At 71.9% G+C, this 21450-nt stretch carries 20 protein-coding genes and 1 tRNA gene; 13 read left to right on the top strand and 8 right to left on the bottom strand.

Annotation, left to right across the window (positions count from 1 at the left end):
* Window positions 1–446: 446 nt before the first annotated feature.
* Window positions 447–1241 (top strand): class I SAM-dependent methyltransferase, encoded by a 795-nt coding sequence (locus ACMGFI_RS09350; RefSeq protein WP_436909170.1) that lies wholly within the window; start codon window positions 447–449, stop codon window positions 1239–1241.
* A gap of 474 nt (window positions 1242–1715) precedes the next feature.
* On the opposite strand, the gene cysK is transcribed toward ACMGFI_RS09350, so the two are convergent.
* Complete coding sequence (gene cysK, locus ACMGFI_RS09355; RefSeq protein ID WP_436909171.1) at window positions 1716–2678, bottom strand: cysteine synthase A; 963 nt, start codon at window positions 2676–2678, stop codon at window positions 1716–1718.
* 144 nt (window positions 2679–2822) lie between these two features.
* Between cysK and ACMGFI_RS09360 the strand changes: the two genes are divergently transcribed.
* Window positions 2823–3923 (top strand): aminopeptidase, encoded by a 1101-nt coding sequence (locus ACMGFI_RS09360; RefSeq protein ID WP_436909172.1) that lies wholly within the window; start codon window positions 2823–2825, stop codon window positions 3921–3923.
* A 30-nt stretch (window positions 3924–3953) separates the two neighbouring features.
* Here the strand turns inward: ACMGFI_RS09360 and ACMGFI_RS09365 are convergent, their stop codons facing one another.
* Both ACMGFI_RS09365 and ACMGFI_RS09370 read right to left on the bottom strand, forming a co-directional pair.
* A complete protein-coding gene (locus ACMGFI_RS09365; protein ID WP_436909173.1) occupies window positions 3954–4763 on the bottom strand; it encodes a lipoate--protein ligase family protein in 810 nt (269 codons plus the stop codon).
* Window positions 4764–4803: 40 nt separating this feature from the next.
* Entirely contained in the window at window positions 4804–5037 is a 234-nt protein-coding gene (locus ACMGFI_RS09370; protein ID WP_436909175.1) for a hypothetical protein, read from the bottom strand.
* A 614-nt stretch (window positions 5038–5651) separates the two neighbouring features.
* Between ACMGFI_RS09370 and ACMGFI_RS09375 the strand changes: the two genes are divergently transcribed.
* The 5 genes from ACMGFI_RS09375 to ACMGFI_RS09395 all read left to right on the top strand — a co-directional run bounded on the left by ACMGFI_RS09375 (window position 5652) and on the right by ACMGFI_RS09395 (window position 9916).
* Window positions 5652–6722, top strand: a complete 1071-nt coding sequence (locus tag ACMGFI_RS09375) for a DUF4129 domain-containing protein (protein ID WP_436909176.1) — start codon at window positions 5652–5654, stop codon at window positions 6720–6722.
* The gene (locus ACMGFI_RS09380) at window positions 6719–8782 is read left to right on the top strand and encodes a DUF7269 family protein (RefSeq protein ID WP_436909177.1); all 2064 of its coding nucleotides are present in this window, start codon (window positions 6719–6721) and stop codon (window positions 8780–8782) included. Before ACMGFI_RS09375 ends, ACMGFI_RS09380 begins: the two co-directional genes overlap by 4 nt.
* On the top strand, window positions 8779–9270 hold the full coding sequence (locus ACMGFI_RS09385; RefSeq protein ID WP_436909178.1) for a DUF7519 family protein: 492 nt from the start codon (window positions 8779–8781) through the stop codon (window positions 9268–9270). Before ACMGFI_RS09380 ends, ACMGFI_RS09385 begins: the two co-directional genes overlap by 4 nt.
* Before the next feature lie 77 nt (window positions 9271–9347).
* Complete coding sequence (locus ACMGFI_RS09390; RefSeq protein WP_436909179.1) at window positions 9348–9518, top strand: hypothetical protein; 171 nt, start codon at window positions 9348–9350, stop codon at window positions 9516–9518.
* 74 nt (window positions 9519–9592) lie between these two features.
* Window positions 9593–9916, top strand: coding sequence for a DUF5789 family protein (locus ACMGFI_RS09395; RefSeq protein WP_436909180.1), 324 nt, complete (start codon window positions 9593–9595; stop codon window positions 9914–9916).
* A 10-nt stretch (window positions 9917–9926) separates the two neighbouring features.
* On the opposite strand, the gene ACMGFI_RS09400 is transcribed toward ACMGFI_RS09395, so the two are convergent.
* The gene (locus ACMGFI_RS09400; RefSeq protein WP_436909181.1) at window positions 9927–10874 is read right to left on the bottom strand and encodes an AAA family ATPase; all 948 of its coding nucleotides are present in this window, start codon (window positions 10872–10874) and stop codon (window positions 9927–9929) included.
* Between the two features lie 179 nt (window positions 10875–11053).
* On the opposite strand from ACMGFI_RS09400, the gene ACMGFI_RS09405 reads away from it, so the two are divergent.
* Window positions 11054–11138: transfer RNA gene (locus ACMGFI_RS09405), tRNA-Ser, on the top strand.
* Window positions 11139–11300: 162 nt separating this feature from the next.
* On the opposite strand, the gene ACMGFI_RS09410 is transcribed toward ACMGFI_RS09405, so the two are convergent.
* The 3 genes from ACMGFI_RS09410 to ACMGFI_RS09420 all read right to left on the bottom strand — a co-directional run bounded on the left by ACMGFI_RS09410 (window position 11301) and on the right by ACMGFI_RS09420 (window position 14617).
* Entirely contained in the window at window positions 11301–11822 is a 522-nt protein-coding gene (locus ACMGFI_RS09410) for a hypothetical protein (protein ID WP_436909182.1), read from the bottom strand.
* Window positions 11823–11907: 85 nt separating this feature from the next.
* Window positions 11908–13782: a DUF2070 family protein gene (locus ACMGFI_RS09415; protein WP_436909183.1), complete on the bottom strand. Its 1875-nt coding sequence runs from the start codon at window positions 13780–13782 to the stop codon at window positions 11908–11910.
* A 286-nt stretch (window positions 13783–14068) separates the two neighbouring features.
* A complete protein-coding gene (locus tag ACMGFI_RS09420; RefSeq protein WP_436909185.1) occupies window positions 14069–14617 on the bottom strand; it encodes a GMP synthase subunit A in 549 nt (182 codons plus the stop codon).
* Window positions 14618–14850: 233 nt separating this feature from the next.
* Between ACMGFI_RS09420 and ACMGFI_RS09425 the strand changes: the two genes are divergently transcribed.
* Window positions 14851–15945, top strand: coding sequence for a lysylphosphatidylglycerol synthase transmembrane domain-containing protein (locus ACMGFI_RS09425; RefSeq protein ID WP_436909186.1), 1095 nt, complete (start codon window positions 14851–14853; stop codon window positions 15943–15945).
* 448 nt (window positions 15946–16393) lie between these two features.
* Window positions 16394–17458: a lysylphosphatidylglycerol synthase transmembrane domain-containing protein gene (locus ACMGFI_RS09430; protein WP_436909188.1), complete on the top strand. Its 1065-nt coding sequence runs from the start codon at window positions 16394–16396 to the stop codon at window positions 17456–17458.
* A gap of 19 nt (window positions 17459–17477) precedes the next feature.
* Here the strand turns inward: ACMGFI_RS09430 and ACMGFI_RS09435 are convergent, their stop codons facing one another.
* On the bottom strand, window positions 17478–18044 hold the full coding sequence (locus tag ACMGFI_RS09435) for a DUF7097 family protein (RefSeq protein ID WP_436909189.1): 567 nt from the start codon (window positions 18042–18044) through the stop codon (window positions 17478–17480).
* Between the two features lie 96 nt (window positions 18045–18140).
* Between ACMGFI_RS09435 and ACMGFI_RS09440 the strand changes: the two genes are divergently transcribed.
* From ACMGFI_RS09440 to ACMGFI_RS09450, 3 genes are all read left to right on the top strand, one after another.
* Window positions 18141–19106 (top strand): hypothetical protein, encoded by a 966-nt coding sequence (locus tag ACMGFI_RS09440; protein WP_436909190.1) that lies wholly within the window; start codon window positions 18141–18143, stop codon window positions 19104–19106.
* Window positions 19107–19189: 83 nt separating this feature from the next.
* The gene (locus ACMGFI_RS09445) at window positions 19190–20917 is read left to right on the top strand and encodes a methyl-accepting chemotaxis protein (protein WP_436909191.1); all 1728 of its coding nucleotides are present in this window, start codon (window positions 19190–19192) and stop codon (window positions 20915–20917) included.
* Between the two features lie 169 nt (window positions 20918–21086).
* Complete coding sequence (locus ACMGFI_RS09450) at window positions 21087–21443, top strand: DUF192 domain-containing protein (protein ID WP_436909193.1); 357 nt, start codon at window positions 21087–21089, stop codon at window positions 21441–21443.
* The last annotated feature ends 7 nt before the right edge of the window (window positions 21444–21450 follow it).

Consider the following 21450-nt stretch of genomic DNA (forward strand, 5'->3'; position numbering starts at 1 on the left):
GCGTCTCGTCGCGCGACAGCATCGTGCGAGGGATGAGCGAGTGAGCGACGCGAACGAGCGAATCGGCTGGGGAGGCTCGTGGTCCTCTACGGTGCTGTGCGGTCGTGGTCTCCTGGCGGACTGAAAGGGCGAGGCGCGCTCGCGCTTGTGTAGTCGCCTGAGCGGGCACTATTCAAGGGAGTGCAACGACCGAGAATATCCCGCTCAGCGACCGCGAGCGTGCCGAGGGCTTTCACCGCCCGTTGTTGGTAGCGGTACCGATGGTTGAGAGTGAGCGTACCGAAGGCTTTCACCGCCCGCAGTCTCCTGCGGTCGTCTTCGCGGGACTTCATTTCACGCCACGTTCGACAGAAACAACCACTCAACTCGCACGACCGCAGTATCACTCCGTACCTCACCACGCAGACCGACGGGCATTTGCCGTCGGGCCGCCCATCCGTCCCTCAGTGCGAGAGTTCAGCGCCGACTACCTGGAGACGACCCGCGAGGGGATGTGGGCCGACTCCCGCGAGGCCCTCGCTGATCTCGACCTCGACGGCCGCGAGCGTATCCTCGACGTGGGCTGCGGGACGGGCGAACTCACGCGCGTCCTCGCGGAGGAGAGCGGCGCCGAGGTGATCGGCGCCGACGCCGACCCGCGGCTGCTCGCCGCCGCGAGCGAGGTCGCCCCCGTCGTCCAGGCCGACGCGACGCGCCTGCCCTTCATCGCGGACGCCGTCGACCTGGTGGTCTGCCAGGCGCTGCTCATCAACCTGCCCGACCCCGTCGGCGCGGTCGAGGAGTTCGCCCGCGTCTCCTCGGACCTGGTCGCGGCGGTCGAACCGGACAACGGCGCCGTCAGCGTCGACTCGACGGTCGACGCCGAGCCGCCGCTGGCCCGCCGCGCCCGAGAGCGGTTTCTGGACGGCGTCGAGACGGACGTGACCCTCGGTGCGGGCGCCCGCGACGTGTTCGAGGAAGCCGGGCTCGACATCGTCTCGACGCGGCGGTACGACCACGAGCGGGTGGTGGCGCCCCCCTACTCCGAGGGAGCCGTCGAGGCCGCCCGCCGGAAGGTCACCGGCGAGGGGCTGGCCGACGACCGCGAGACGATCCTCTCCGGGGAGACCACCGAGGGGGAGTACGACGACCTGCGCGCGGCGTGGCGCGCGATGGGCCGCGACGTGGTCGACCAGATGAGCGACGAGGAGTACGTCCGCACCGAGACGGTCCCCTTCTTCGTGACCGTCGGCCGAGTGTAGTCGATACTGACCGGGTTCCCCGTGTAGTCGTTCCCGATCCCGGCGGAGTGGGTTCGACTGCGAGGATGGCTGAGCGATGAACGCCCTCGGTCCGTAACGATGACTGCGACCGCTGGAGACAGCAGACGATGAACGCCCTCGGCGCGCTCGCTCACGGCTCACTTCGTTCGCCGTTCGCGTAGCCGAGGCGCTCCCTGCGGTCGCGCCTCGCTCTCGCGGTCGCTGAGCGGGATATCCGCGCTCTCGGCACCGCCCGCGCGGATAGTACCCGCTCAGGCGACTGAACTGCACGCGAGCGCGCCTCGCCCGTTCAGTCCACCAGGAACAGCACCGCGACCGCAGACAACCACACACCTCCCCAGCCGATTGCGCTTCTCGGCCTCCGGCCTGCGATGCTCATCCCTCGCGCGGTTCCGTCGCGCGCATGAAAGCGCGCTCCAGCGCGCGCCAGAAAGGAAGGTCAGTGGTCGGGATTCAGTCGTCGGCGGGTGCGGGTTCGCCGGACTCGCCGGCTTCCCAGTGGCTGACGTTCGCGGGTTCGAAGAGATCCGTCGAGAGGTAACGCTCGCCGGTGTCGGGGAGGACGACGACCACTAGGTCGTCGGGGCGCTCGCGGGCGACCTCGGCGGCCGCGGCCAGGGCGGCGCCGGCGGAGACGCCCGTCAGGACGCCCTCTTCGCGGGCGAGCTTGCGCGTCGTCTCGACCGCCCGCTCGTGTTCGACGGCGCGGACCTCGTCCAGGAGTTCGGTCCGCAGGATCTCGGGGACGAAGCCCGCGCCGATGCCCTGGATGGAGTGCGACCCGGGCTCGCCGCCCGAGAGGACCGGCGAGTCGGCCGGTTCGACGGCGACGCTGTCCACGTCGGCACCCCGCTCCTCCTTGAGGTACTCGGAGACGCCGGTGATCGTGCCGCCGGTGCCGACACCGGCGACGAAGACATCGACCTCGCCGTCCGTATCGGCCCAGATTTCGGGGCCGGTCGTCGAGCGGTGAGCCTCGGGGTTGGCGATGTTCTCGAACTGGCTGGCGACGACGCCGTCGCGCTCGTCGGCGATGGCGTCGGCGGCCTCGATGGCGCCGTCCATCCCGCCGTCGGCGGGGGTGAGGACGACCTCGGCGCCGAGTGCGGAGAGCAGGGCCCGGCGCTCCTCGCTCATCGACTCCGGCATCGTGAGCACGAGGTCGTAGCCGCGGGCGGCGCAGGCCATCGCCAGCCCGATGCCGGTGTTGCCGGAGGTCGCTTCGACCACCAGGGAGGTGTCGTCGAGGTGGCCCATCCGCTCGGCGCGGTTGAGCATGGCGGCGCCGATGCGGTCTTTCACCGAGCTGGCGGGGTTGAACGACTCGACCTTGCCCGCGAGGTTGTCGGCGAACGAGTCCAGCCACACGAGCGGCGTGTCGCCGATCTCCGCGGCGATGTCGTCTGCGATTTCCATCGTCTCGCCGTAGGCGCTCGCCGCGGTTGGGTCGCCGCCCTCAACATCGGGGGGAACGACCCCCGGCCGCCCCCGGCGTGTCGGTTCGCTTGCAGAACGGCGCGTCAGGGAACCATTAACAGTCCGGCGGTCGACCCGGTGGGTATGGATCCCCGAGTCGAAGACCACGCCGACGTGATCGTCGACCACTCGATCGACCTGCGGGCCGGCGACGAGGTGTTGATCTCGGCGCCTCCGGCGGCCGAGGACCTGGTCGTGGCCCTGTCGGAACGGATCGGAGAGCGCGGCGCCTACAGCATCTCCTTCGGCGGCAACAGCCGCGCCCGGCGGGCGTTCATGCGCGCGATGGACCCCGACGACTACGACGAGGTCCCGGGCGTCGTGGAGGCGATGGTCGACTCGGTCGACGCGATGGTCACGGTCCGGGGGGCGCGCAACACCCACGAGACCAGCGACGTGTCCCCGGAGAAAAACGCCGCCTACGCGAAGATCATGGAACCGCTGTTCGACGCGGTCGCCGACAAGCGCCGGGTCATCACCCAGCACCCCGCGCCCGGCAACGCCCAGGCGGCCGAGATGTCCACTGCGGCCTACGAGGCGTTCGTCTACGACGCCGTCACCAAAGACTGGGACGAGCAACGCGAGTTCCAGGCCAACATGGTCGAGATCCTCGACGGCGCCGACGAGGTCCGGATCGTCTCCGGCGACACGACCGACGTGACCATGTCCGTCGCGGGGATGAACCCCGTCAACGACTACGCCGAGAAGAACCTCCCCGGCGGCGAGGTGTTCACCGCGCCCGTCCCCGACTCCGTCGAGGGCGAGGTGCTCTTCGACAAGCCCCTGATGGCCCAGGGACGGGAGGTCGAGGACGTGCGCCTCGTCTTCGAGAACGGCGAGGTCGTCGACTCGTCGGCCGCCAAGAACGAGGACGTGCTCGCCGCGATGCTCGACACCGACCCCGGCGCGAAGCGCGTCGGCGAGCTGGGCATCGGGATGAACCGCGACATCGACCGGTTCACCTACAACATGCTGTTCGACGAGAAGATGGGCGACACCGTCCACATGGCGCTCGGTCGCGCCATCCCCGAGAACGTCCCCGACGACGGCGACGCCGAGGCCAACGAGTCCGCCGTCCACACCGACATGATCGTCGACATGAGCGAGGATTCGTACATCGAGGTCGACGGCGAAGTCGTCCAGCGGGACGGCACCTTCCGGTTCGAAGACGGCTTCGACGCGTAGACCGCCTCGACCGCACCAACACCCCTACTCTCACAGCGGGTCGTCGCCGTCCCGCGTCCACCCGTCGGTCTCGTATTTCTCGCTCGCGCGCTCTCGCGCCCGCGACAGTTCCGCGCCCGCCCACGTGCCCTCGTGGGCATCGGCCCACGACCGGAGCGCCCCCTCCAGTTGCGCGACGGCCTCGTCCCTGTCGATCCCGGTCTGCTCGCGGACGCTCGTGACGCGCTCGTCGAACTCGGCGGCGGTGGCGTCGGGGTCGGCGAAGCAGTTCAGGTGGCGGTCGGTCCTCCGCGCGAACGTGATCGAGCCGTGCTGGACGACCGCGTCCTTCCGGCGGTACTGGGCGTTGCCCGAGATCTTCCGGCCGTCGCCGGCGACCACGTCGTGAGCGGGGTGCAGCGCCCGGAGGTAACACGCCGGCTCGTACACTGCCGGCCGCTCCTCGTCGGCGAAGTGCGCGTCGACGCCCATCCCGTCGAGGGCGTCGAACAGCGGCTCGCAGAGCAGTTCGTAGGAGTCCAACAGATCGCCGGGGAGTTCCTCGGCCGGCGCGACGACGGAGTAGGAGATGTCGCCGACGGCGTCGTGGTAGATGGCGCCGCCGCCGGTCGGCCGGCGGGTGACCGTGACCCCCTCGCGCTCGCAGTGCTCCCAGTCGACCGTCGCGGGGTCCTGATGGTAGCCCAGCGAGAGCGTGCTGGGCTCCCAGCGGTAGACCCGGAGGGTGCGGATCCCCTCCTCGGCGGCGGTTTCGGCGGCCGTCTCGTCCAGCGCCATCTGCAGCGGCCCCGGGCGGGACTCCTCGGCGATCAGCCGCCACTCCCGGTCGGCCAGGCTCATATCCGGGGTTGGCACGGCCCCAGGAAATCGGTTGCGTTCGTCAGGCCCGACGACTGCGAGCGACCAGGACCAGCGTCACGACACCGGCGACGACGAACGGCCCGGCGACCAGCGCGCTCGTCAGCCGCGAGACGAGGAAGTCGAGGAACTGGAAGGCGTACGGCTGGACCACGTCGAATCCGAACAGGCGCGCCCACTCCGCTCGGGATCTCGGTTCCAGCGGTGCCACCGGCCGGACGGCCGGCAACAACCGCGTGCTGAAGGGCAGGTACAACAGGAACGTCAGCGCCAACGCCGCGAACAGCCTGCCGAGCGCGCCCGTACGCGCGGACCACTCAGTCGCGCCGCTCGTGAGCCTCGATCGGTGTCGCTCGGTTCATCGGTGGTCGGGAGTTGACAGTCGAAGTTGGTAAATATCAGTCACCGAGGCGGCAGTGGTCAGTACAGGCGGTAGCTGTTGCGGTGAGCGGTTGCGGTGGGGTCGGCGTGCGCTGTCGAGCGTGCCCGCCTCCTGGCGGGCCGCTCGAAACAGTCGCGCGAGGGATGAGCGACGGCAGGAGCGAATCGGCTGGGGAGGTATGTGGCCGTCTGCGGTGCTGTGCGGGGCGGTGCGGTCCCTGGTGGACTGAAAGGGCGAGGCGCGCTCGCGCTTGCCTGGTCGCCTGAGCGGGCACTATCCGCGCGGGCGGTGCGGAGAGCGCGGATATCCCGGTCAGCGACCGCGAGCGCGCCGAGGGCTTTCACCGCTCGCCATCGAGTGCCGTCACATTCATCTCGCTTCCTTCCACACCAGATCGACCAGAAACCACTACTCAACTCGCACACCGAACCGACCGGCCGGGAGACGTGACGGGAGTCTTAAGTTCCCGCTGACTGAGTAGTCAGGAAATGGCAGACCGGCTCGCCGCGGCGGCGGTGGTGGTGTTGTGTGTCGTCGCGCTGGCGCTGACGGCGTCGACGCTCTCGGCCACGTCGAGCAACCAGCGCGGCGCGGGGGAGGGCGAATCTGTCGGGGCCACCGACGACCCGCTGGGTCAGCAGACGCCCACGAACGGGAGCGCGCCCGACGCGCCGGGGCTCCCCGGCGAGTGGGTGGCGGGGCTGATCGCGGCGGCGGTGATCCTCGCGGTCCCGGCAGCGTTGCTGGTGGGGCGCGCCAACGCGCTCGGCGTCGCCGCCGCCGTCGTGGCGTTCGTCGTACTGCTGGGGCTGTATCTGTTCCTCTCCGGGACGTTCGACGGGTCCTCGATGGGCCAGTCGCTCCCGAACGTGAGCGGCAGCCCGCTGGGGGGTGGCGGCGACATGGGAAGCGCTGACGAGAGCGCGGCCGACAACGCGCGGGACCTGCCGTCGCTGGTGACGTTCGGCGTCGTCGGGTTCGCACTGGTCGCCGCGCTGGGGCTGATCTACTACGCCAGCGCCAGCGTCGACGCGTCGGTCGACCCGGCGCCGCCGGCCGAACCCGACGCGCCCGACCGGGAGGCCGTGGGCGCCGCGGCGGCCCGCGCGGCCGAGCGCATCGACGACCACTCGGGCGACGCCGAGAACGCCGTCTACGAGGCCTGGGTCGAGATGACGGGGGCGCTCGACGTGGCCGACCCCGCGACGAGCACGCCCGGCGAGTTCGCCGCCGCCGCGACCGGGGCCGGGATGGACGCCGACCGCGTCAGCGAGCTGACCGACCTCTTCGAGCGGGTCCGCTACGGCTCCGAACCCGTCACCGCCGACCACGAACGGCGAGCCGTCGAGACGCTGCGGGCGATCCAGGCCGCACACGCGGATGTCGACGCCGACTCGGTCGCCGCGACCGCCGACGCCGAAGCCGACGGCGGGTCGCCCGCGGGCGAGGAGCCGGGGGGAGAGGCGGACGCGACCGGCGCGGAGGCCGACGGGACGGACGCGGCCGACACCGGGGCCGACGACGCGGACGCGGTCGACGACGCGGGTGATCGGCCGTGAGTCCCGACGACGTGGACCGGGACCCCGGGAGCGTCACCGACCAGCGGCTCCAGCAGGGCCAGGCGATGCGGGAGACGATGGCGGCGGTCGACACGGGCGTCACCGGCGACATCGACTTCGCGGCGCCGTCGGTGCGGGACAACCCGGTCAGGACGGCGGTCGGGCTGGTCGTCGTCCTCGCGGGGCTGGCCGCGGTCGTCGGCCTCGACGTGGTCCCGGCGCTCCCGTTCGGGAACGCGGTCGTAGCGGGGATCTCCCTCTCCGCGGTCCTGACGGGCGGGGTCGTGCTGGTCCGGCGGCTGTTCACCGACTACGAGACCGCGGCGACGGCCGACGTGGAGTACCGCGAGTCCGTCACCGTCCCCGGCACCGAGTTCGACGACACGCTCGCCGGCGCGATCCACGGGCGGAGCCGACGGCGCGTGGACGCCCGCCGCGACGTGACCGAGCGGCTCCGGCGGGCGGCCGCCTCCGTCTACGCCGGAGCCGAGCGCGTCCCCGAGCGCGAGGCCCGCGAGCGGGTCGCCGCGGGGACCTGGACCGACGACCCCGTCGCCGCCGACTTCCTCTCGGAGGGGTCGACGCTCTCCGCGACCGGCGACCAGGTCCGGTCGCTGGTCGGCCGCCGCCCGAAGCTCGCGACCGACATCGACCGCGTGCTGGTCGAACTCGCCGCGCTCGCGCCCGGGCTGGACCCCGACGACTGGCCCGACCCGGCCGACCCGCGGGCCGACCGCCCCGCCACGGTCCGGACGACCGACCGCCAGCGCCGCCAGGTCGACCGGCGGACGAACCGCTGGACGGGGCTGACGGGGCTGGGCCTGCTCGCCGTCGGCGTCGGCATCTGGGCCGGCCACTCGGCGGTGCCGCCGTCGCTGATGGTCGCCGCGGCGACCGTCGTCGGCGCCGCCGGCTACGTCTACCTCTCCTCGCCGCCGCCGGTCGACCTGGCCGTCGAGCGCGAGCTCTCGGCGGCCGACCCCGCGCCCGGCGAGGCGGTCACCGTGACCGTCCGCGTCACCAACGGGAGCGACGAACTGCTACCCGACCTGCGGCTCGTCGACGGCGTCCCGTCGGCCGTCCGCGTGGTCGAGGGGTCGCCGCGGTTCGCCACCGCCCTGCGGCCCGGCGAGACGGTCGCGTTCTCCTACACCGTCGAGGCGGTGCGCGGCGACCACCCGTTCGACCCCGTCCACGCCATCGTCCGCGACTTCAGCGGCGCGCTGGAGCGCGAGCGGTACGTCCCGAGCGAGGCGGAGACGGTCCTCTCGACCGCGCTGGAGCTGAGCGCAGACGAGCAGATCCCCGTCCACCCCCAGACCGCCCGCCGGGTCGGACGCGTCGTCACCGACACCGGCGGTAGCGGCGTCGAACTCCACTCCGTCCGGGAGTACCAGCGGGGCGACCCCCTCTCGCGGATCGACTGGAACCGCGTCGCCCGGACCGGCGAGTTCGCCACCCTCCTCTTCCGCGAGGAGCACGCCGCGACGGTGGTCGTCCTCGTCGACGCCCGCGCGGAGGCGTACGTCGCCCCGCGGGTCGACGCCCCCTCCGCCGTCGACCACGGCATCGCGGCCGCCGACGTGGTCGTCGCGTCGCTGATTGCGGCCGGCGACTCCGTCGGGCTGGCCGCCCTCTCGCCGGAGCGGTGCTGGCTCGAACCCCGCGGCGGCGCCACGCAGGCCGCCCGCGCCCGGAGCCTGCTCGAACGCCACCCCGCCTTCGACGGCAACCGGCCGGAGGGGGCCTTCTACGGCGAGTTCGCGGAGCGCCGACTCCGGCGGGAGCTCCCCAGCGACGCCCAGCTCGTGCTCTGCTCGCCGCTGTGTGACGACGACGCCGTCGACATCGTCCGCCAGCTACACGCCCGCGGGTACCCGGTCACGGTCGTCAGCCCCGACGTGACCGCCCGGGCCTCGACGGGCCAGCGGCTGGCGACCGTCGAGCGGGCGATGCGGATCTCCCGGCTGCGACGGGCGGGCGTCCGCGTCGTCGACTGGGACCCCGACGAGCCGCTGGAGACCGCCATCGACGCCGCCCAGCGGCGGTGGTCGGCGTGAGCGTCGTCCGCTGCCCCGCCCGCGAGTCGGTGTGGCTCGCGCTCGCGCCGGGCGTCGTCGCCGTCCTCGGCCTGGCGGTCAACCTCGCCGCGTTCGCCGTCGCGGCTGTCGGTCTCGCCGTCGTCGGCTTCGGGACCGACCGCGCCTCGCGCGGACTCGTGACCGCCGGGAGCGGCCTGATTTTCGCCGGCGTCCTCGTCGCCGGCGCCCGCGGCGCCCCGCCGGCGGTCCTCCTGCTCGTCACCGCAGCGACCGTCGTCACCTGGACGACCGCCGAGCACGTCGTCGGCCTCGCCGAACACCTGGGTCGCGAGGCCCCGGTCCAGCGGTCGGTGCTCGTCCACCTCGGCGGCGCGGCGCTGACGACGCTGCTGGCCGGCGGGATCGCCCTGGCCGTCTTCCTGCTCTCGACCGCGACGCTCACGCCCGGCGTCCTCGTCTTCCTGCTGGTCGGCAGCGCGCTGTTACTCTACGCGCTGGAACCCTGATGCGGGAGCCACCGCGGTCGCGGCTCGGGCCACCACAAAGGTTTCGAGGCCTCCGGACCAACCACTCGACTGACAGCATGGAACTCGCTACTCGCCCGGCGGTCGTCGCGGCGCTCGCGGGGGTTGCCCTCCTGGCGGCGCTCGGCGGGCTGGTCCACTGGTACGGTCCGCTGTGGGCCGCCGTTCTGGTCGTCGCTGGCGTGGCCTACGTCGCCTTCGAGACCGCCTTCGCGAACGCGTCGTTTTGAGTCCCCGGCCGGCGGACTCGCCCCCGCTCATTTGCAAGGGCAAGGCAGTTGCGCGGCCCGGCCCAAGAGGGGATATGGCCGAGGACGACAGCGACGAGGACCACGAGCAGGGGGTCGAGTTCGGGTCGATCGAATCGGTCTTCGAGGGTCTCGACTACCCGGTGACGGCCGGGGCGGTCGTCGACGAGCACGGCGACCGGGAGATCGAGCGCACCAGCGCCGACCCCATCGCCATCCGGGACCTGTTCGCGGGCGCGGGCGACCAGTCGTTCGAGTCCGAGGCGGAGCTCCGCCAGGGGATACTCAACATGATGCCCGCCGAGTCGGTCGGGCGCCAGCGCTACTCGGACCGCGACTCGGACGGGCAGGAGCCGGGCGACGAGGACGAGAGCCTGTGACTGGTTTGGGTCAGACCGTCGGGACGGGGACCTCGTCGAGGACGGCGTCGACGACGGCGGACTTCTGGACTTCGTCGACGCGGGCGTCGGGCGTGAGGACGACGCGGTGGGCGAGCACCGGCTGGGCGACCCGCTTGACGTCGTCGGGGGTGACGTACTCGCGGCCGACCATGGCGGCGCGGGCGCGGGTCGCCTCCAGCAGGCGCTGGGTCCCGCGCGGGGAGACGCCCACCTCGACGCGGCGGTCCTCGCGGGTCGCGCGGGCGATGGCCGAGACGTAGGTCACCAGGTCGTCGTCGACCCGGACCGACTCGGGGGCGTCGCGGAGGTCGGTGACCAGATCCTGGTCGAGCACCGGCGAGACCGACGGGCTCTGCTCGCTGCGGCCCAGCCGGCGGTGGAGCAGTTCCTCCTCGCCGGCCTCGTCGGGGTAGCCGATGGAGCTCTTGACGAGGAATCGGTCGACCTGCGCCTCGGGAAGTTCGAAGGTGCCCTCCATCTCGACGGGGTTCTGCGTGGCGAGGACGAAGAACGGGGAGGGCAGCTCGTAGGTGTCGCCGTCGACGGTGACCTGCTCCTCCTCCATCGCCTCCAGCAGGGCGGACTGCGTCTTGGGGGGCGCGCGGTTGATCTCGTCCGCGAGGACGACGTTGGCGAAGAGCGGCCCCTCGTTGAACTCGAACTCGCGCTCGCGCTCGTTGAACACGTGGGTGCCGGTGATGTCGGCGGGCAGGAGGTCGGGCGTGAACTGCACGCGCGAGAACTCCAGGCCCAGGGCGGTAGCCATGCTGCGAGCGGTGAGCGTCTTCCCGGTCCCCGGCACGTCCTCCATGAGGACGTGGCCGCGGCCGACGAATCCCAAGAGGACGGTCTCGAGGAACTCCCGGTCGGCGATGACGGCCGAACCGATCTCGTCGAGGACCCGGTCGCACTCCGCGCTCGCTTCGCTTACGTCCATGGAGTCCCGTGAGCGCGCCGACAAGTTAGGCGTTGGGTCTGCCGTCCAGGTCGCCCGCTGTCCGTCGACGGGTCGACCGCGATCCGGAGGTCGTCGGCGGCCCGATGTCCCCCGATCTCCCCGACACCGACGGGACGGATCGTAACCGATAAAGTCGCCCTGCGTGTAGCGGGGAGTGAGCCGAGGTAGCCTAGCCTGGCCAAGGCGCCTGCTTCGAGAGCAGGTCTCCGCAAGGACTCAGGAGTTCAAATCTCCTCCTCGGCGTTTCTCACCGACTCACGTGCGCGAGGGCGTCGTATCGCTCTCGCTCCGAGTCGAGGGGCGCTTCCGCGTCCTTCTCAGGGTTCCGACCGCGTAGCGGCCGCTCACGGCCGGGTCATCGATCGGAGTCACGTGACCGGGGTCCGCCGGCGGTTCGTCGGGCGGTCAGTCGCCGGTCCCGGGGTTCTGGTAGACCGCGGTGACGATGCCGGCGGTCTGACCGACGCCGACGGCGGCGATCCCGACGGCGGCGTCCACGTCGGAGCCGGCCAGCGCGTAGGTGGCGGTGCCGGCCAGCGCGAGGATGGCGCCGGCGAGGTAGACCCGGTTGAACGGCGGCTCCACCTCGGCGGCGGTCGCCACGTAGGCCAGCGCGGGGATCACCATCCAGCCGTACAGCGTCACCGGGAGCACGGGGTCGGTGCCCGGCGTGACCGCCAGGTCGACGGCGCCGACCAGCGTGATGACGAAGCCGAGGACGATCACTCCCTCCCAGACGGCCAGGACGGGCCCGGTCATCTCCCCGCGGGCGACGACGGCGAACGCACCGAGCAGGACGGTCATCACCGCGAGCCCGACGAGCAGGACGTGGCGGGAGACGGCCGGCGAGACGTGGGCGGCGAGGGTCAGCGCCCACGCCGCCGGGACGAGGACGGCCGGCGCGACGTCTGTCAGCGAGCGGCTCACGGCGTGCGCTACGGATAGCTCCGTGTTCGGCGTTTCGGTCTCGCGGGCGGCGGGTCGGCCGCCCGGAGCGGTAGCCAGTCGCCGCTCACAGCCGCGCGACGAGGAAGATGAGCGCCGACACCGAGAGGGCGGCAGTGATGATGGCGCCGGCCAGCGGCGCGCCCATGGAGACGGCGGCGTTGGCCGTCGAGGCGAGCATCTCCGTGCGGTCGTTGCCGAAGACGGTCACCTCCGCGTTCTCGGTCTCCATGCCCGCCTCGACGGGTTCGAGGTCGGCCTTCGCCTCGGCGACCAGTTCTTCGATGGCCGCGGCGATCTCGGACTCGGGCAGGGCGTCGCCGACCTGATTCTCCGCTTCCATCGTGTTGACGACGTGGGTGTCGGTGGTAAGCACCTCGACGCGGTCGACGGCGTCGACGGCGTCGACGATCCGCTCGCGCAGTCCCGGAACCATGTTGTTGCCGTCGACGAACACGTAGGCGGTCTGCTGGTCGTCCACTTCGAACACCGCCACGCGGATACCCAGCGGGCCGATGCCCTCCTCGGGCTCCCAGTCGGTCTCGTCCCAGGCGACGCCACAGCGGAAGGGCTTGCGGGTCGCGGCGGCCAGTCGGGCGCCGACCTCCCCGGCGCCCTCGATCATGTCGAACGAGCGCTGGCTGCCGGGGACGACGTGGCCCAGGTCCTCGCCTTCCAGCCCGTTGTTGCAGTTGTGGGCGTCGGCGAGCATCACCTCCTCCAGGTCCTCGGTGCGGGCCTCGGCGACCGCCGAGAGGCCGACGGCGTACTCCACGTCGTCGGCGAACTCGGGGGAGAACGTCGACGCGAGGAAGGCGCCGTCGCCGAACCCCTGGCCGGTCAGGGTGGCCTCGCCCGACTCGACGCGGACGGACTCGGTGGCGGTCGGGCCGTACTCGATGCGCTGGTAGGCCGTCTCGGCGGTGTCGATGACGGTGTCGACCTCCCGCTCGGTGACGAGGTTGAAGTCGTGGCCGGCGGTGGCGTGGGGCGGGAACGCCAGCCCGTCGGCCTGCTCGGCGATCCGACGGGGGAGGTTGCCGCCGCCGATGTCGCCCATCGGCCCGGGGTGGAGCATCGGGAGGACGAACCGCGCCTTCTCGCCGCCCTCGGGCCGGCGGACCGAGAGCACGGTCACCGGGACGATGGCGTCCTCGCCGATGTCCTCGAAGAACGTCTCCAGTTCGCGGCTCCCCTCGGCGACGTGGCCGATGAACCCGCGGACGAAATCGAGGACGCTCACGCCGAGGCTGCGCTTCCAGGGCTGGTCGATGACGGTGAGAAAGAGCCAGACGCAGCCGGCGTAGACGAGACAGATGAGCGCCAGCAGGCCGAACTTCCCTGGGTCGATGTACTGCATCTCGGCGATCCGCTGGGGCGCCTCGTCGGGCCGGAAGAGAAAGGCGCGGGCGACCGGGCCGCCGCCGAACTCCATGTATCGCATCGTCCCGCTGTAGATGAAGAGGAGCAAGGCGGCGGAGACGGTCTGGATGCTGGCGGCCGCCGACGCGACGACCAGTCGCTGGCGGGAGACGGCCATGATGATGAAGAGTCGCAGGGCGAAGATCGACGCCAGCGCGACCAGCAGGGCGTCGACGACGAACTCCTGGCCCAGCGGCGTCGCCACCGCGACGACCGCGGCGACGGTCAGCACGCCGATGGTGATGAGCTCGCAGGCAAGCGCCAACAGCGACGCCTGGTTGCGCGAGAGCTGGCCGCCGAGCTTGCGGTCGACGTACGGCGTGAACACGCTCGCCGCGACGGTCGGGATGCCGATGTAGAACAGCCCCTCCCAGGCGTCCTCGAAGACGAACCGGGAGTCGAAGGCCGCCACCCCGGCCACCGCCGCGATGAGCAGGGCGAACCCGACGCTGGAGTACCAGCTGGGCGCGCGGAAGACGAACCGCGAGAGGCTCGCGAGGTTGCCCTGGGTGGTCGTCATGACTAACCTTGTCCACCAATGACCGTACGATCACTTCAAACGTGGGAGTTCCGTCAGACGCCCGTCAGCGGCCCGTTCGAGCGCCGAAGCCCCGAGATCGCCGGTCGATATCGCGCAGTCGCGTGGATGAATAACACGCCGCAGGAGGGCGGCCGTCCGCGGTCGCCCGACGGCGGTCGGCCGCAGTCGTCCGAGGGCGGTCGGCCGCAGTCGTCCGAGGGCGGTCGGCCGTGGTTGCCCGACGGCGGTCGTCGGTGGTCGTCTGACCGCCGTTGTCCGCGGTCGACTACTCGCAGATGTCGAGGAAGTTCTCGAAGACCTCCTCGCCGCGCTCGGTGTGGGCGACCTCGGGGTGCCACTGGACGCCGTACAGGTCGCGGTCGGTGTCGCTCATCGCCTCGACGCCGCAGACGTCGCTCTCGGCGGTGCGCGCGAAGCCCTCGGGGACGCGCACGACCTCGTCGGCGTGGCTCGCCCAGACGCGGGTGTTCGGGGCGAGCGACCCGATCAGGGGGTCCGCGTCGTCGAGCACGTCGACGGTCACGTCGGCGTAGCCGCCGTAGTCGCCCTCGCCGACCTCGCCGCCGAGTTCCGTCGCGATGACCTGGTGGCCGAGGCAGATGCCCAGGACCGGGATATCGAGGTCGAGGTAGTCGGGGCAGTTGCCGATGCGGTCGATCGAGGGACCGCCCGAGAGGACGAGGCCGTCGGCGTCGATCTCCTCCGGTGGCGTCTCGTTGTCCACGAGTTCCACGTCCACGCCCATGTCCCGGAGCGCGCGCTGCTCCAGGTGGGTGAACTGGCCGTGGTTGTCGATCACGTCGATGCGAGTCATTACGCCCCCGTAGCCCACCGGGCGATAAAAGGCGTCCGGAACGCGCAGGACTGGCCGGCCGGCCGGGCTCGCGGCCGTGTCAGTCCCGAGGTCGAGGTTCGCGCGACCGTGCCACCGCGCTTATGCCTAGTCACCGCGAGAAGCCGGTAGATGCGACGCATCCTCCGGGTCGTCCTCGGGTTCGCGCGACCGTGCCACCGCGCTTATGCCCAGTCACCGCGAGAAGCCGGTAGATGCGACGCATCCTCCGGGTCGTCCTCGGGTTCGCGCTGGCTCTCCTCGCGGTCGGCGGGTTCCTCTGGGTCGTCGGGCCGCGGCAGGTCCTCGACGAACTGGCGGGCGTCGACCCGGCGACCTACGCGGCGGGTTTCCTCGCGGTGGTCGCCGCCTTCTACTGCTGGAGCGAGGCGCTGCGGCGGCTGCTCGCGGGCGTCGGCCACGACGTGGGCGGCCCCCGCTACCGCGCGGCGTTCATGAGCGGCGAGTTCGCGAAACAGGTGGTCCCGATGGGCCACTCCGGCGGTCCGGTCTTCGTCTCCTACGCGGTCAGCCGCGAGACCGACACGCCCTACGAGGCGGCGCTCGCCGCGGCGACGGTCGTCGAGTTCGTCAACGTCGCGGCGTCGATGGGGCTCGCGGGCGCCGGCCTCGCGGTCGTCTTGCTGACGAGCGACGGGCCGGTCACGCCGCTGTTCGCGGCGCTACTCGTCGGCTTCGCGGTCGCCGTCGCCGCACTCGGCGGCGCCGCGCTGCTGGTCAACTCCCGCCGGGCGCTCGTCGAGCGGCTCGTCCTCCGGGCCGCCGGCGTCGGCCGGGCGACCCTGGGGAGACTCTCCGCCCGTGCGCGCGACGCGCTGGCGGCCGACCGCATCGCCGGGACCTTCGGCACCTACTACGCGGCGTTCGACCGGGCGCTGGCCGACCGGGCGGCGGTCCGGCGGGCCGGCGTCTTCTCGCTGGCGGGCTGGGCGCTCTTCCTTGCCCCGATGTACACGAGCTTCCTGGCGATCGGCGAGCCCGTGCCCTACGCGCTGGTCGTCTTCGTCGTCCCGGTGTTGAGCCTGGTGAACGTCGTGCCGCTCCCGGGCGGACTGGGCGGGTTCGAGGTGGCGCTTGCCGCGGTGGTCGTCGCGCTCGTCGGGCTGGAGCTGCCGGCGGCGACGGCCGGCGTCTTCCTCTACCGGCTGTCGAACTACTGGTTCGTCGTCCTGCTCGGCGGGGTCGCCGCAGGGTGGGTCTCGACGCGGCTGGCCGACCCGCCGAGCCCCCTCGCGCCGACCCCGGAACCTGACGGATCGTGTGTGGAGTCACCGCCGGACGGGGAGTGAGGGTGCTGTTCGGTTCGATGTGCGAGTGTCTCAGTTGTTTCTGGTCGTGGTGTCGTGAAACGAAGTCGAGCGAGAGTGATCGCAGGAGACGGTAGGCGTTGAAAGCCCTCGGCGCGCTCGCGGTCGCTGAGCGACATACCCTCGCTCCGCTCGGGTAGGGGTCGCTCAGGCGACTGCATAAACGCGAGCGCGCCTCGCCCTTTCAGTCCGCCAAGGACTGCACAGCACCGCAGCCGCACCGCAGACAGCCACGAACCTCCCCAGCCGATTGCGCTTCTCGGCCTGTGGCCTGCGATGCTCATCCCTCGCGCGGCTACGGTCGCGCGCATGAACGCGCGGTCCAGCGCGCGCCGACCGCACCGTTCACTGCCACAGCCGTCACCTGCATTGATCGTCGCCAAGACGGGCGCCGGGCGATTTTTACGGGCCGGCTGCGTCCGTTGGCGTCATGTCACGTCGCGTCCGGCTGGTCGCGGGGTTCGCGGTCGCGCTCCTGGCCGTCGGCGGGTTCCTCTGGGCGGTCGGCCCGGAGGCGGTGTTCGCGGAACTGGCGTCGGCGGATCTGGCGGTGCTGTCGGTGGGCTTTCTCGGAGTGATCGGCGCGCTGGCCGCCTGGAGCGAGGCGGTGCGGCGCCTGCTGGCGAGCACCGGCCACACCGTCCGGGGGCGACGCTACCGCTCGGCGTACCTAAGCGGCGAGTTCCTCAAGCAGGTGCTACCGATGGGTCAGAGCGGTGGCCCGGTCCTCATGTCTTACACGGTCAGCCGCGAAACCGACGCGCCCTACGAGTCGACGCTGGCCGCGGCGTCGGTGTTCGCCTTCCTCAACGTCGTCGCGTCGCTCGTCCTCGCGGTCGCCGGCCTGGCGCTGCTGGTCGCCACCCGGCGCGGCCCGACCGGGACGCTGCTTCGCAACGTCCTCGTCGCGATGGTCGCCGTGACCGCCCTCGTCCTCCTGGTGACCTACCTCGCGGCCTACCGTCGGGAGACCCTCGAACGTCTCGCGCTCCGGGTCGCCGCCGGCCTCCGACGGACGGTGGGTCGCGTCTCGACCCGGGCCGAGGCGGCGCTCGCGCCCGAGGGCGTCGCGGACGCGGTCGCGCGGTTCGGCGGGTCGGTCGGGGAGCTGGCCGACGACCGGCGGGGGATCGGGACGACCGTCGGGCTCGCCGTCGTCGGCTGGCTGTGCTTCCTGCTGCCGCTGTACACGAGCTTCCTGGCGATCGGCGAGCCGGTGCCCTACGCGCTGGTCGTGTTCGTCGTCCCCGTCGTCACGCTGCTGAACGTCGTGCCGCTCCCGGGCGGGCTGGGCGGGTTCGAGGTGGCGCTGGCGGGCGTGACCGCCGCGCTCGCGCCCGTCGACCTGCCGACGGCGACCGCCGCCGTCTTCCTCTTCCGGCTGTCGAACTACTGGTTCGTCGTCCTGCTGGGCGGGGTCGCCGCCGCGTCGCTGTCGGTCCGAGTGAGCGACCCACCGCCGCTCGCGCCGGTCGAGGACGACGAGGGGATCTGACCCCGACTTCGTATCGCCGTCAGGCGCTCTCGTCGTCGGTGTCGAACCGCTCGGCGGCCGACTGGAAGCCCAGCTCGGCCTGCTCCCGGGAGCGGCGCCCCTCGCGCTCGGCGATGGCCTCGGGGTCGGGGTTGGCGTCGTCGTCGATACTCGCCCACGAGTCGTGGACCTTCGCGTGACACCACCGGCAGAGGAAGACCGTGATCTCGTGGCTCGTCTCCCCCTCACCCGTCCGCGAGTCGTCGGCGTACGACAGGTGGTGTTCCTCCAGCAACGGCCGCTCGTCGTCGTGGGCCATCCGGCGCTCCTCGAGGCCGCAGCGTTCGCACTCCCGGTCCCTGTTTCGACACCGGAAGTGCGGGCAGTCGGCCCACTCCCACGGGCCGGTCAGCCCCTCCTCGTCGAGATCTCCCACGACGGGACACCGGAAGTCCTCGCGACTGCGCGCGTCCGCGAACTCGGGGTCGCGGTCGCCCTGCTCGACGGCGAACCGACAGCGGCCCTCGCCGGTGCAGTGGTCGCAGCGGTCGACGTGGGCGTAGGGGTCCGCCACGCCGACCGACGTGCCCGAGGGCGTCTTCTCCATGCATCCGGCCACGGCCGCGATCCGTTAGAGCGTTTCGAGGGCGACCCGGTCGCGATCCCCGGAAGATTTGTACCGGTGTCCGCGCAATCGCCGGCCATGGCTCCACGTAGCGCCGCGCTCGGACTCGTCGTCCTCGTCGCGGTCACCGGCTGTCTGGGCGGTCCGACCGCGACCCCGGGGTCGACGGCGACCGACGCGCCGACGCCCTCGCCGACGCCGACCGAGACCGCGGCGTCACCGGCCGTGCCGACCGCGACGACCACTGACGGGACCGCCACGCCGACGACCGACCGCGGGACGCCGACGCCGGCGACGGCGGCCGAGACCGTGACCGTCGAGTACGTCGTTCGCGCCGGCGACCTCCCCGACGAGGTGGTCGCGGCGAACGCCACGCTCGCCGTCGCGTTCGCCGACACGCACGTCTACAACTGCGACGGCATCTCCCCGTCGGCGGCGTCGGGGTCGTTCTCGACGCCGACGCAGACGCCCGACCTGGACCGGGACCTGGACTGTCTCCGCTATGGGGGGATGCAGGTCGACCTCGCGGACCTGAACGGCTCCCGCTCGCTGGGCGCGTACACCGTCCCCGCCTCGGCCGTCTCGGAGTACGCGCTGGTCGTCCGCGACCTGACCCTGACGCTGGAGAACGGGACCGTCGTCGAGGACGTGTACGCCGGGGAGTTCCGGGCACACACGGCCAGGGACGCACGGGGCGGGACGGTCGGCGCCGAGATCGACGTCGACCGGCGACCCGCCGACGCCACGCCGCGACCGAACCGCGGCGCCCACGCCGACAGCCCCTACGAGACCGGGTCGAGCGAGTTCTCCACGGAAACCGGCGAGCCGCCGGTCCGCTACCGGCTCGCCACCGGCGGGAGCGTCGCGGACGGCGAACTGACCGTCAGCGTGACCCGCGACGGCGCGCCGGCGAACGTGACGCTGGCGACCGTCGGCGCGGCCGAGTCCCGGTACCGCACCGGCGCCGACGGGCTCGTCGCCCTCGACATCACGAGCCCGGAGATCGTGGAGATCGAGGCGACGGTCGACGACCGGGTGCCGTGAGCGCGCGAGCGGCTACCCCGCGTCTTCTCAGCTATTGAAATACAGTTCCCGATTTTATAGGGCCCGTCGCCGACCGACTGACCATGTACGATCGCCCCGTGAAGTGGTACAAGCGATTCATACGACGGTGGATGACGGCGATGGGGATCGACCGGTCGGTCGAGCGGACGGTCGTCGGCGCGGCCGGGATTCAGTTTCTGATATCGGTCGCCCAGGCGGTCCTGCCGTTCGTGACGGCCGGCGCCGCGCGCGTGGCGCTGGGTGCGGTCCTGTTCGTCGCGGCGGCGCTCGCCCTGGTCAACACGGTCTGGATCACCCGCGAGGACGTAGTCGTCCCCATCCAGCGGCTGGAGTCGGCGGCCGACAGGATCGCGGACGGCGAGGTGGACGTGGCCGTGCCGGCCAGCGACGACCCCTCGGAGGTCGGGAGCCTGACGCGGTCGTTCGCGGAGATGAGTTCCCACATCGAGCTCGTCGCCGCGCAGGCGGACGCGCTGGCCGACCAGCAGTTCGACGCGCCCGTCCTCGACGAGCAGGTGCCCGGCGCGTTCGGCGAGTCGCTGTCGCGGATGGCCGACAACCTGCGGGAGCACACGGCGGAACTGGAGTCGATGACGGCGGACCTGGAGCGGCGTTCGGAGCGGCTGGAGTCGCTGGTCGAGGCGTTCGCCGGGGCGGCCGACCGCGCTGCGGACGGCGACCTGACCGCGCGGCTCGACGCCGACGACATCGCCGGGGAAGACGACCAGTACCGGGAGATCTGCGAGAACTACAACCGTCTGGTCGAGACGCTCGGCGCGACCGTCGGCGACGTGCGTGCGTTCGCCGACGAGGTGTCGGCGGCCAGCGACGACGTGGCCGCGAGCATGGACGAACTCGACCGGACGAGCGACGAGGTCGCCGAGTCGGTCCAGGGGATCTCCGAGGGCGCGACCCGACAGAGCGAACAGGTCCGGTCGGCCGCCGAGCAGTTGAACGACCTCTCGGCGACCGTCCAGCAGATCGCGGCCTCGGCCGACGAGGTGGCCGACACCGCGGGGACCGCCGCCGAGCGCGGCCGCTCCGGGCGCGACGCCGCGGCCGAGGCCATCGACGCGCTCGACGACCTGGAGGACCGGATGGAGCGGACCGCCGACGCCGTCGAGGGGCTGGCCGACCGCATGACCGAGGTCGACGAGATCGTCTCGTTCATCGACGGCATCGCCGAGCAGACGAACATGCTGGCGCTGAACGCCTCGATCGAGGCCGCCCGCGCCGGGGGCGGCGACGGGAGCGGCGACGGGTTCGCGGTCGTCGCCGACGAGGTGAAGGGCCTCGCCGGGGAGACCCGCGACGCGGCCGAGGAGGTGGGCGACCTCGTCGCCGAGCTCCAGCGCGAGTCCGCCGAGGCGGCCGCGACGGTCAGGGAGATGCACGCACAGGTCGGCGACAGCGTCGCCACGATCGAGGGCGCGCTGGGCGACTTCGAGGACATCGTCGCCGACGTGGGGGAACTCGACGCGAGCGTCCGCGAGATCAGCGCGGCGACCGACGAGCAGGCCGAGACCACCCAGGACGTGGTCGCCGTCGTCGACGAGGTGGCGGGTATCAGCGAGGAGACCCGCGACGAAGCGGAGTCGGTCGCTGCGGCGGCCGAACAGCAGACCGCCTCGGTCTCGACGGTGACCGCGGACGTGCAGTCGGTCGCCGAGCGCGCCGACGACCTCCGGACCGCCCTCGACGACTTCCGCCTGCCCGACGGCGTGGGCGAGGGGAGCGGGGCGCTCGCGGGCGGCGAACCCGGACTGGCGTCGGCCGCGACAGACGACTGATACGGATTATTGCAAGCGTTTCCCGGGTCGCCCGCACGCAGTCGTGCGGTCGATCCCGGAATGACTTGCAATAATCCGTATGACGAGCGTCGAGTCGCCGGCGCGGTCGCTCCGGTGCGCACCCACCCGCGCCGGAACGGTTTTGTCCCGGTCTCTCCAGTGTCGAGCCATGCGCCTCGTCCACGAGCCGGCCGATGGCGACCCGCGCACGCTCGCGACGGACGTCGAGCGCGCGGACTCGCTGTTGAAGAAGGTCAAGGGACTGATGGGGAAGTCGTCGCTCCCCGACGGCTACGCGCTCGTGTTCGACTTCGGTCGGACGGGCTACCGCGACGTGCATATGCTGTTCGTCCGCACGCCGCTGGACGTGGTCTGGCTCCGCGACGAGGAGGTCGTCCAGGTGAAGACGCTGCGGCCGTGGCGCGGCACCGGCGTCGCCAAGGCCGACCGGTTCGTCGAACTCCCGGGCGGCGCCGCCGACGGCGTCGAGCCCGGCGACCGCGTGGTGCTCGACGGCGAGGCGTGACCGATCC

This window comes from Halosimplex marinum, assembly GCF_051414075.1.
GTDB classification, from domain to species: Archaea; Halobacteriota; Halobacteria; order Halobacteriales; family Haloarculaceae; genus Halosimplex; species Halosimplex marinum.

Coding starts and splice junctions, on each gene's coding strand:
- cysK (WP_436909171.1), bottom strand. CDS start 2,678: ATGGAAATCGCAGACGACATCGCCGCGGAGATCGGCGACACGCCGCTC.
- ACMGFI_RS09360 (WP_436909172.1), top strand. CDS start 2,823: ATGGATCCCCGAGTCGAAGACCACGCCGACGTGATCGTCGACCACTCG.
- ACMGFI_RS09365 (WP_436909173.1), bottom strand. CDS start 4,763: ATGAGCCTGGCCGACCGGGAGTGGCGGCTGATCGCCGAGGAGTCCCGC.
- ACMGFI_RS09375 (WP_436909176.1), top strand. CDS start 5,652: ATGGCAGACCGGCTCGCCGCGGCGGCGGTGGTGGTGTTGTGTGTCGTC.
- ACMGFI_RS09390 (WP_436909179.1), top strand. CDS start 9,348: ATGGAACTCGCTACTCGCCCGGCGGTCGTCGCGGCGCTCGCGGGGGTT.
- ACMGFI_RS09395 (WP_436909180.1), top strand. CDS start 9,593: ATGGCCGAGGACGACAGCGACGAGGACCACGAGCAGGGGGTCGAGTTC.
- ACMGFI_RS09400 (WP_436909181.1), bottom strand. CDS start 10,874: ATGGACGTAAGCGAAGCGAGCGCGGAGTGCGACCGGGTCCTCGACGAG.
- ACMGFI_RS09415 (WP_436909183.1), bottom strand. CDS start 13,782: ATGACGACCACCCAGGGCAACCTCGCGAGCCTCTCGCGGTTCGTCTTC.
- ACMGFI_RS09420 (WP_436909185.1), bottom strand. CDS start 14,617: ATGACTCGCATCGACGTGATCGACAACCACGGCCAGTTCACCCACCTG.
- ACMGFI_RS09425 (WP_436909186.1), top strand. CDS start 14,851: ATGCGACGCATCCTCCGGGTCGTCCTCGGGTTCGCGCTGGCTCTCCTC.
- ACMGFI_RS09430 (WP_436909188.1), top strand. CDS start 16,394: ATGTCACGTCGCGTCCGGCTGGTCGCGGGGTTCGCGGTCGCGCTCCTG.
- ACMGFI_RS09435 (WP_436909189.1), bottom strand. CDS start 18,044: ATGGAGAAGACGCCCTCGGGCACGTCGGTCGGCGTGGCGGACCCCTAC.
- ACMGFI_RS09440 (WP_436909190.1), top strand. CDS start 18,141: ATGGCTCCACGTAGCGCCGCGCTCGGACTCGTCGTCCTCGTCGCGGTC.
- ACMGFI_RS09445 (WP_436909191.1), top strand. CDS start 19,190: ATGTACGATCGCCCCGTGAAGTGGTACAAGCGATTCATACGACGGTGG.
- ACMGFI_RS09450 (WP_436909193.1), top strand. CDS start 21,087: ATGCGCCTCGTCCACGAGCCGGCCGATGGCGACCCGCGCACGCTCGCG.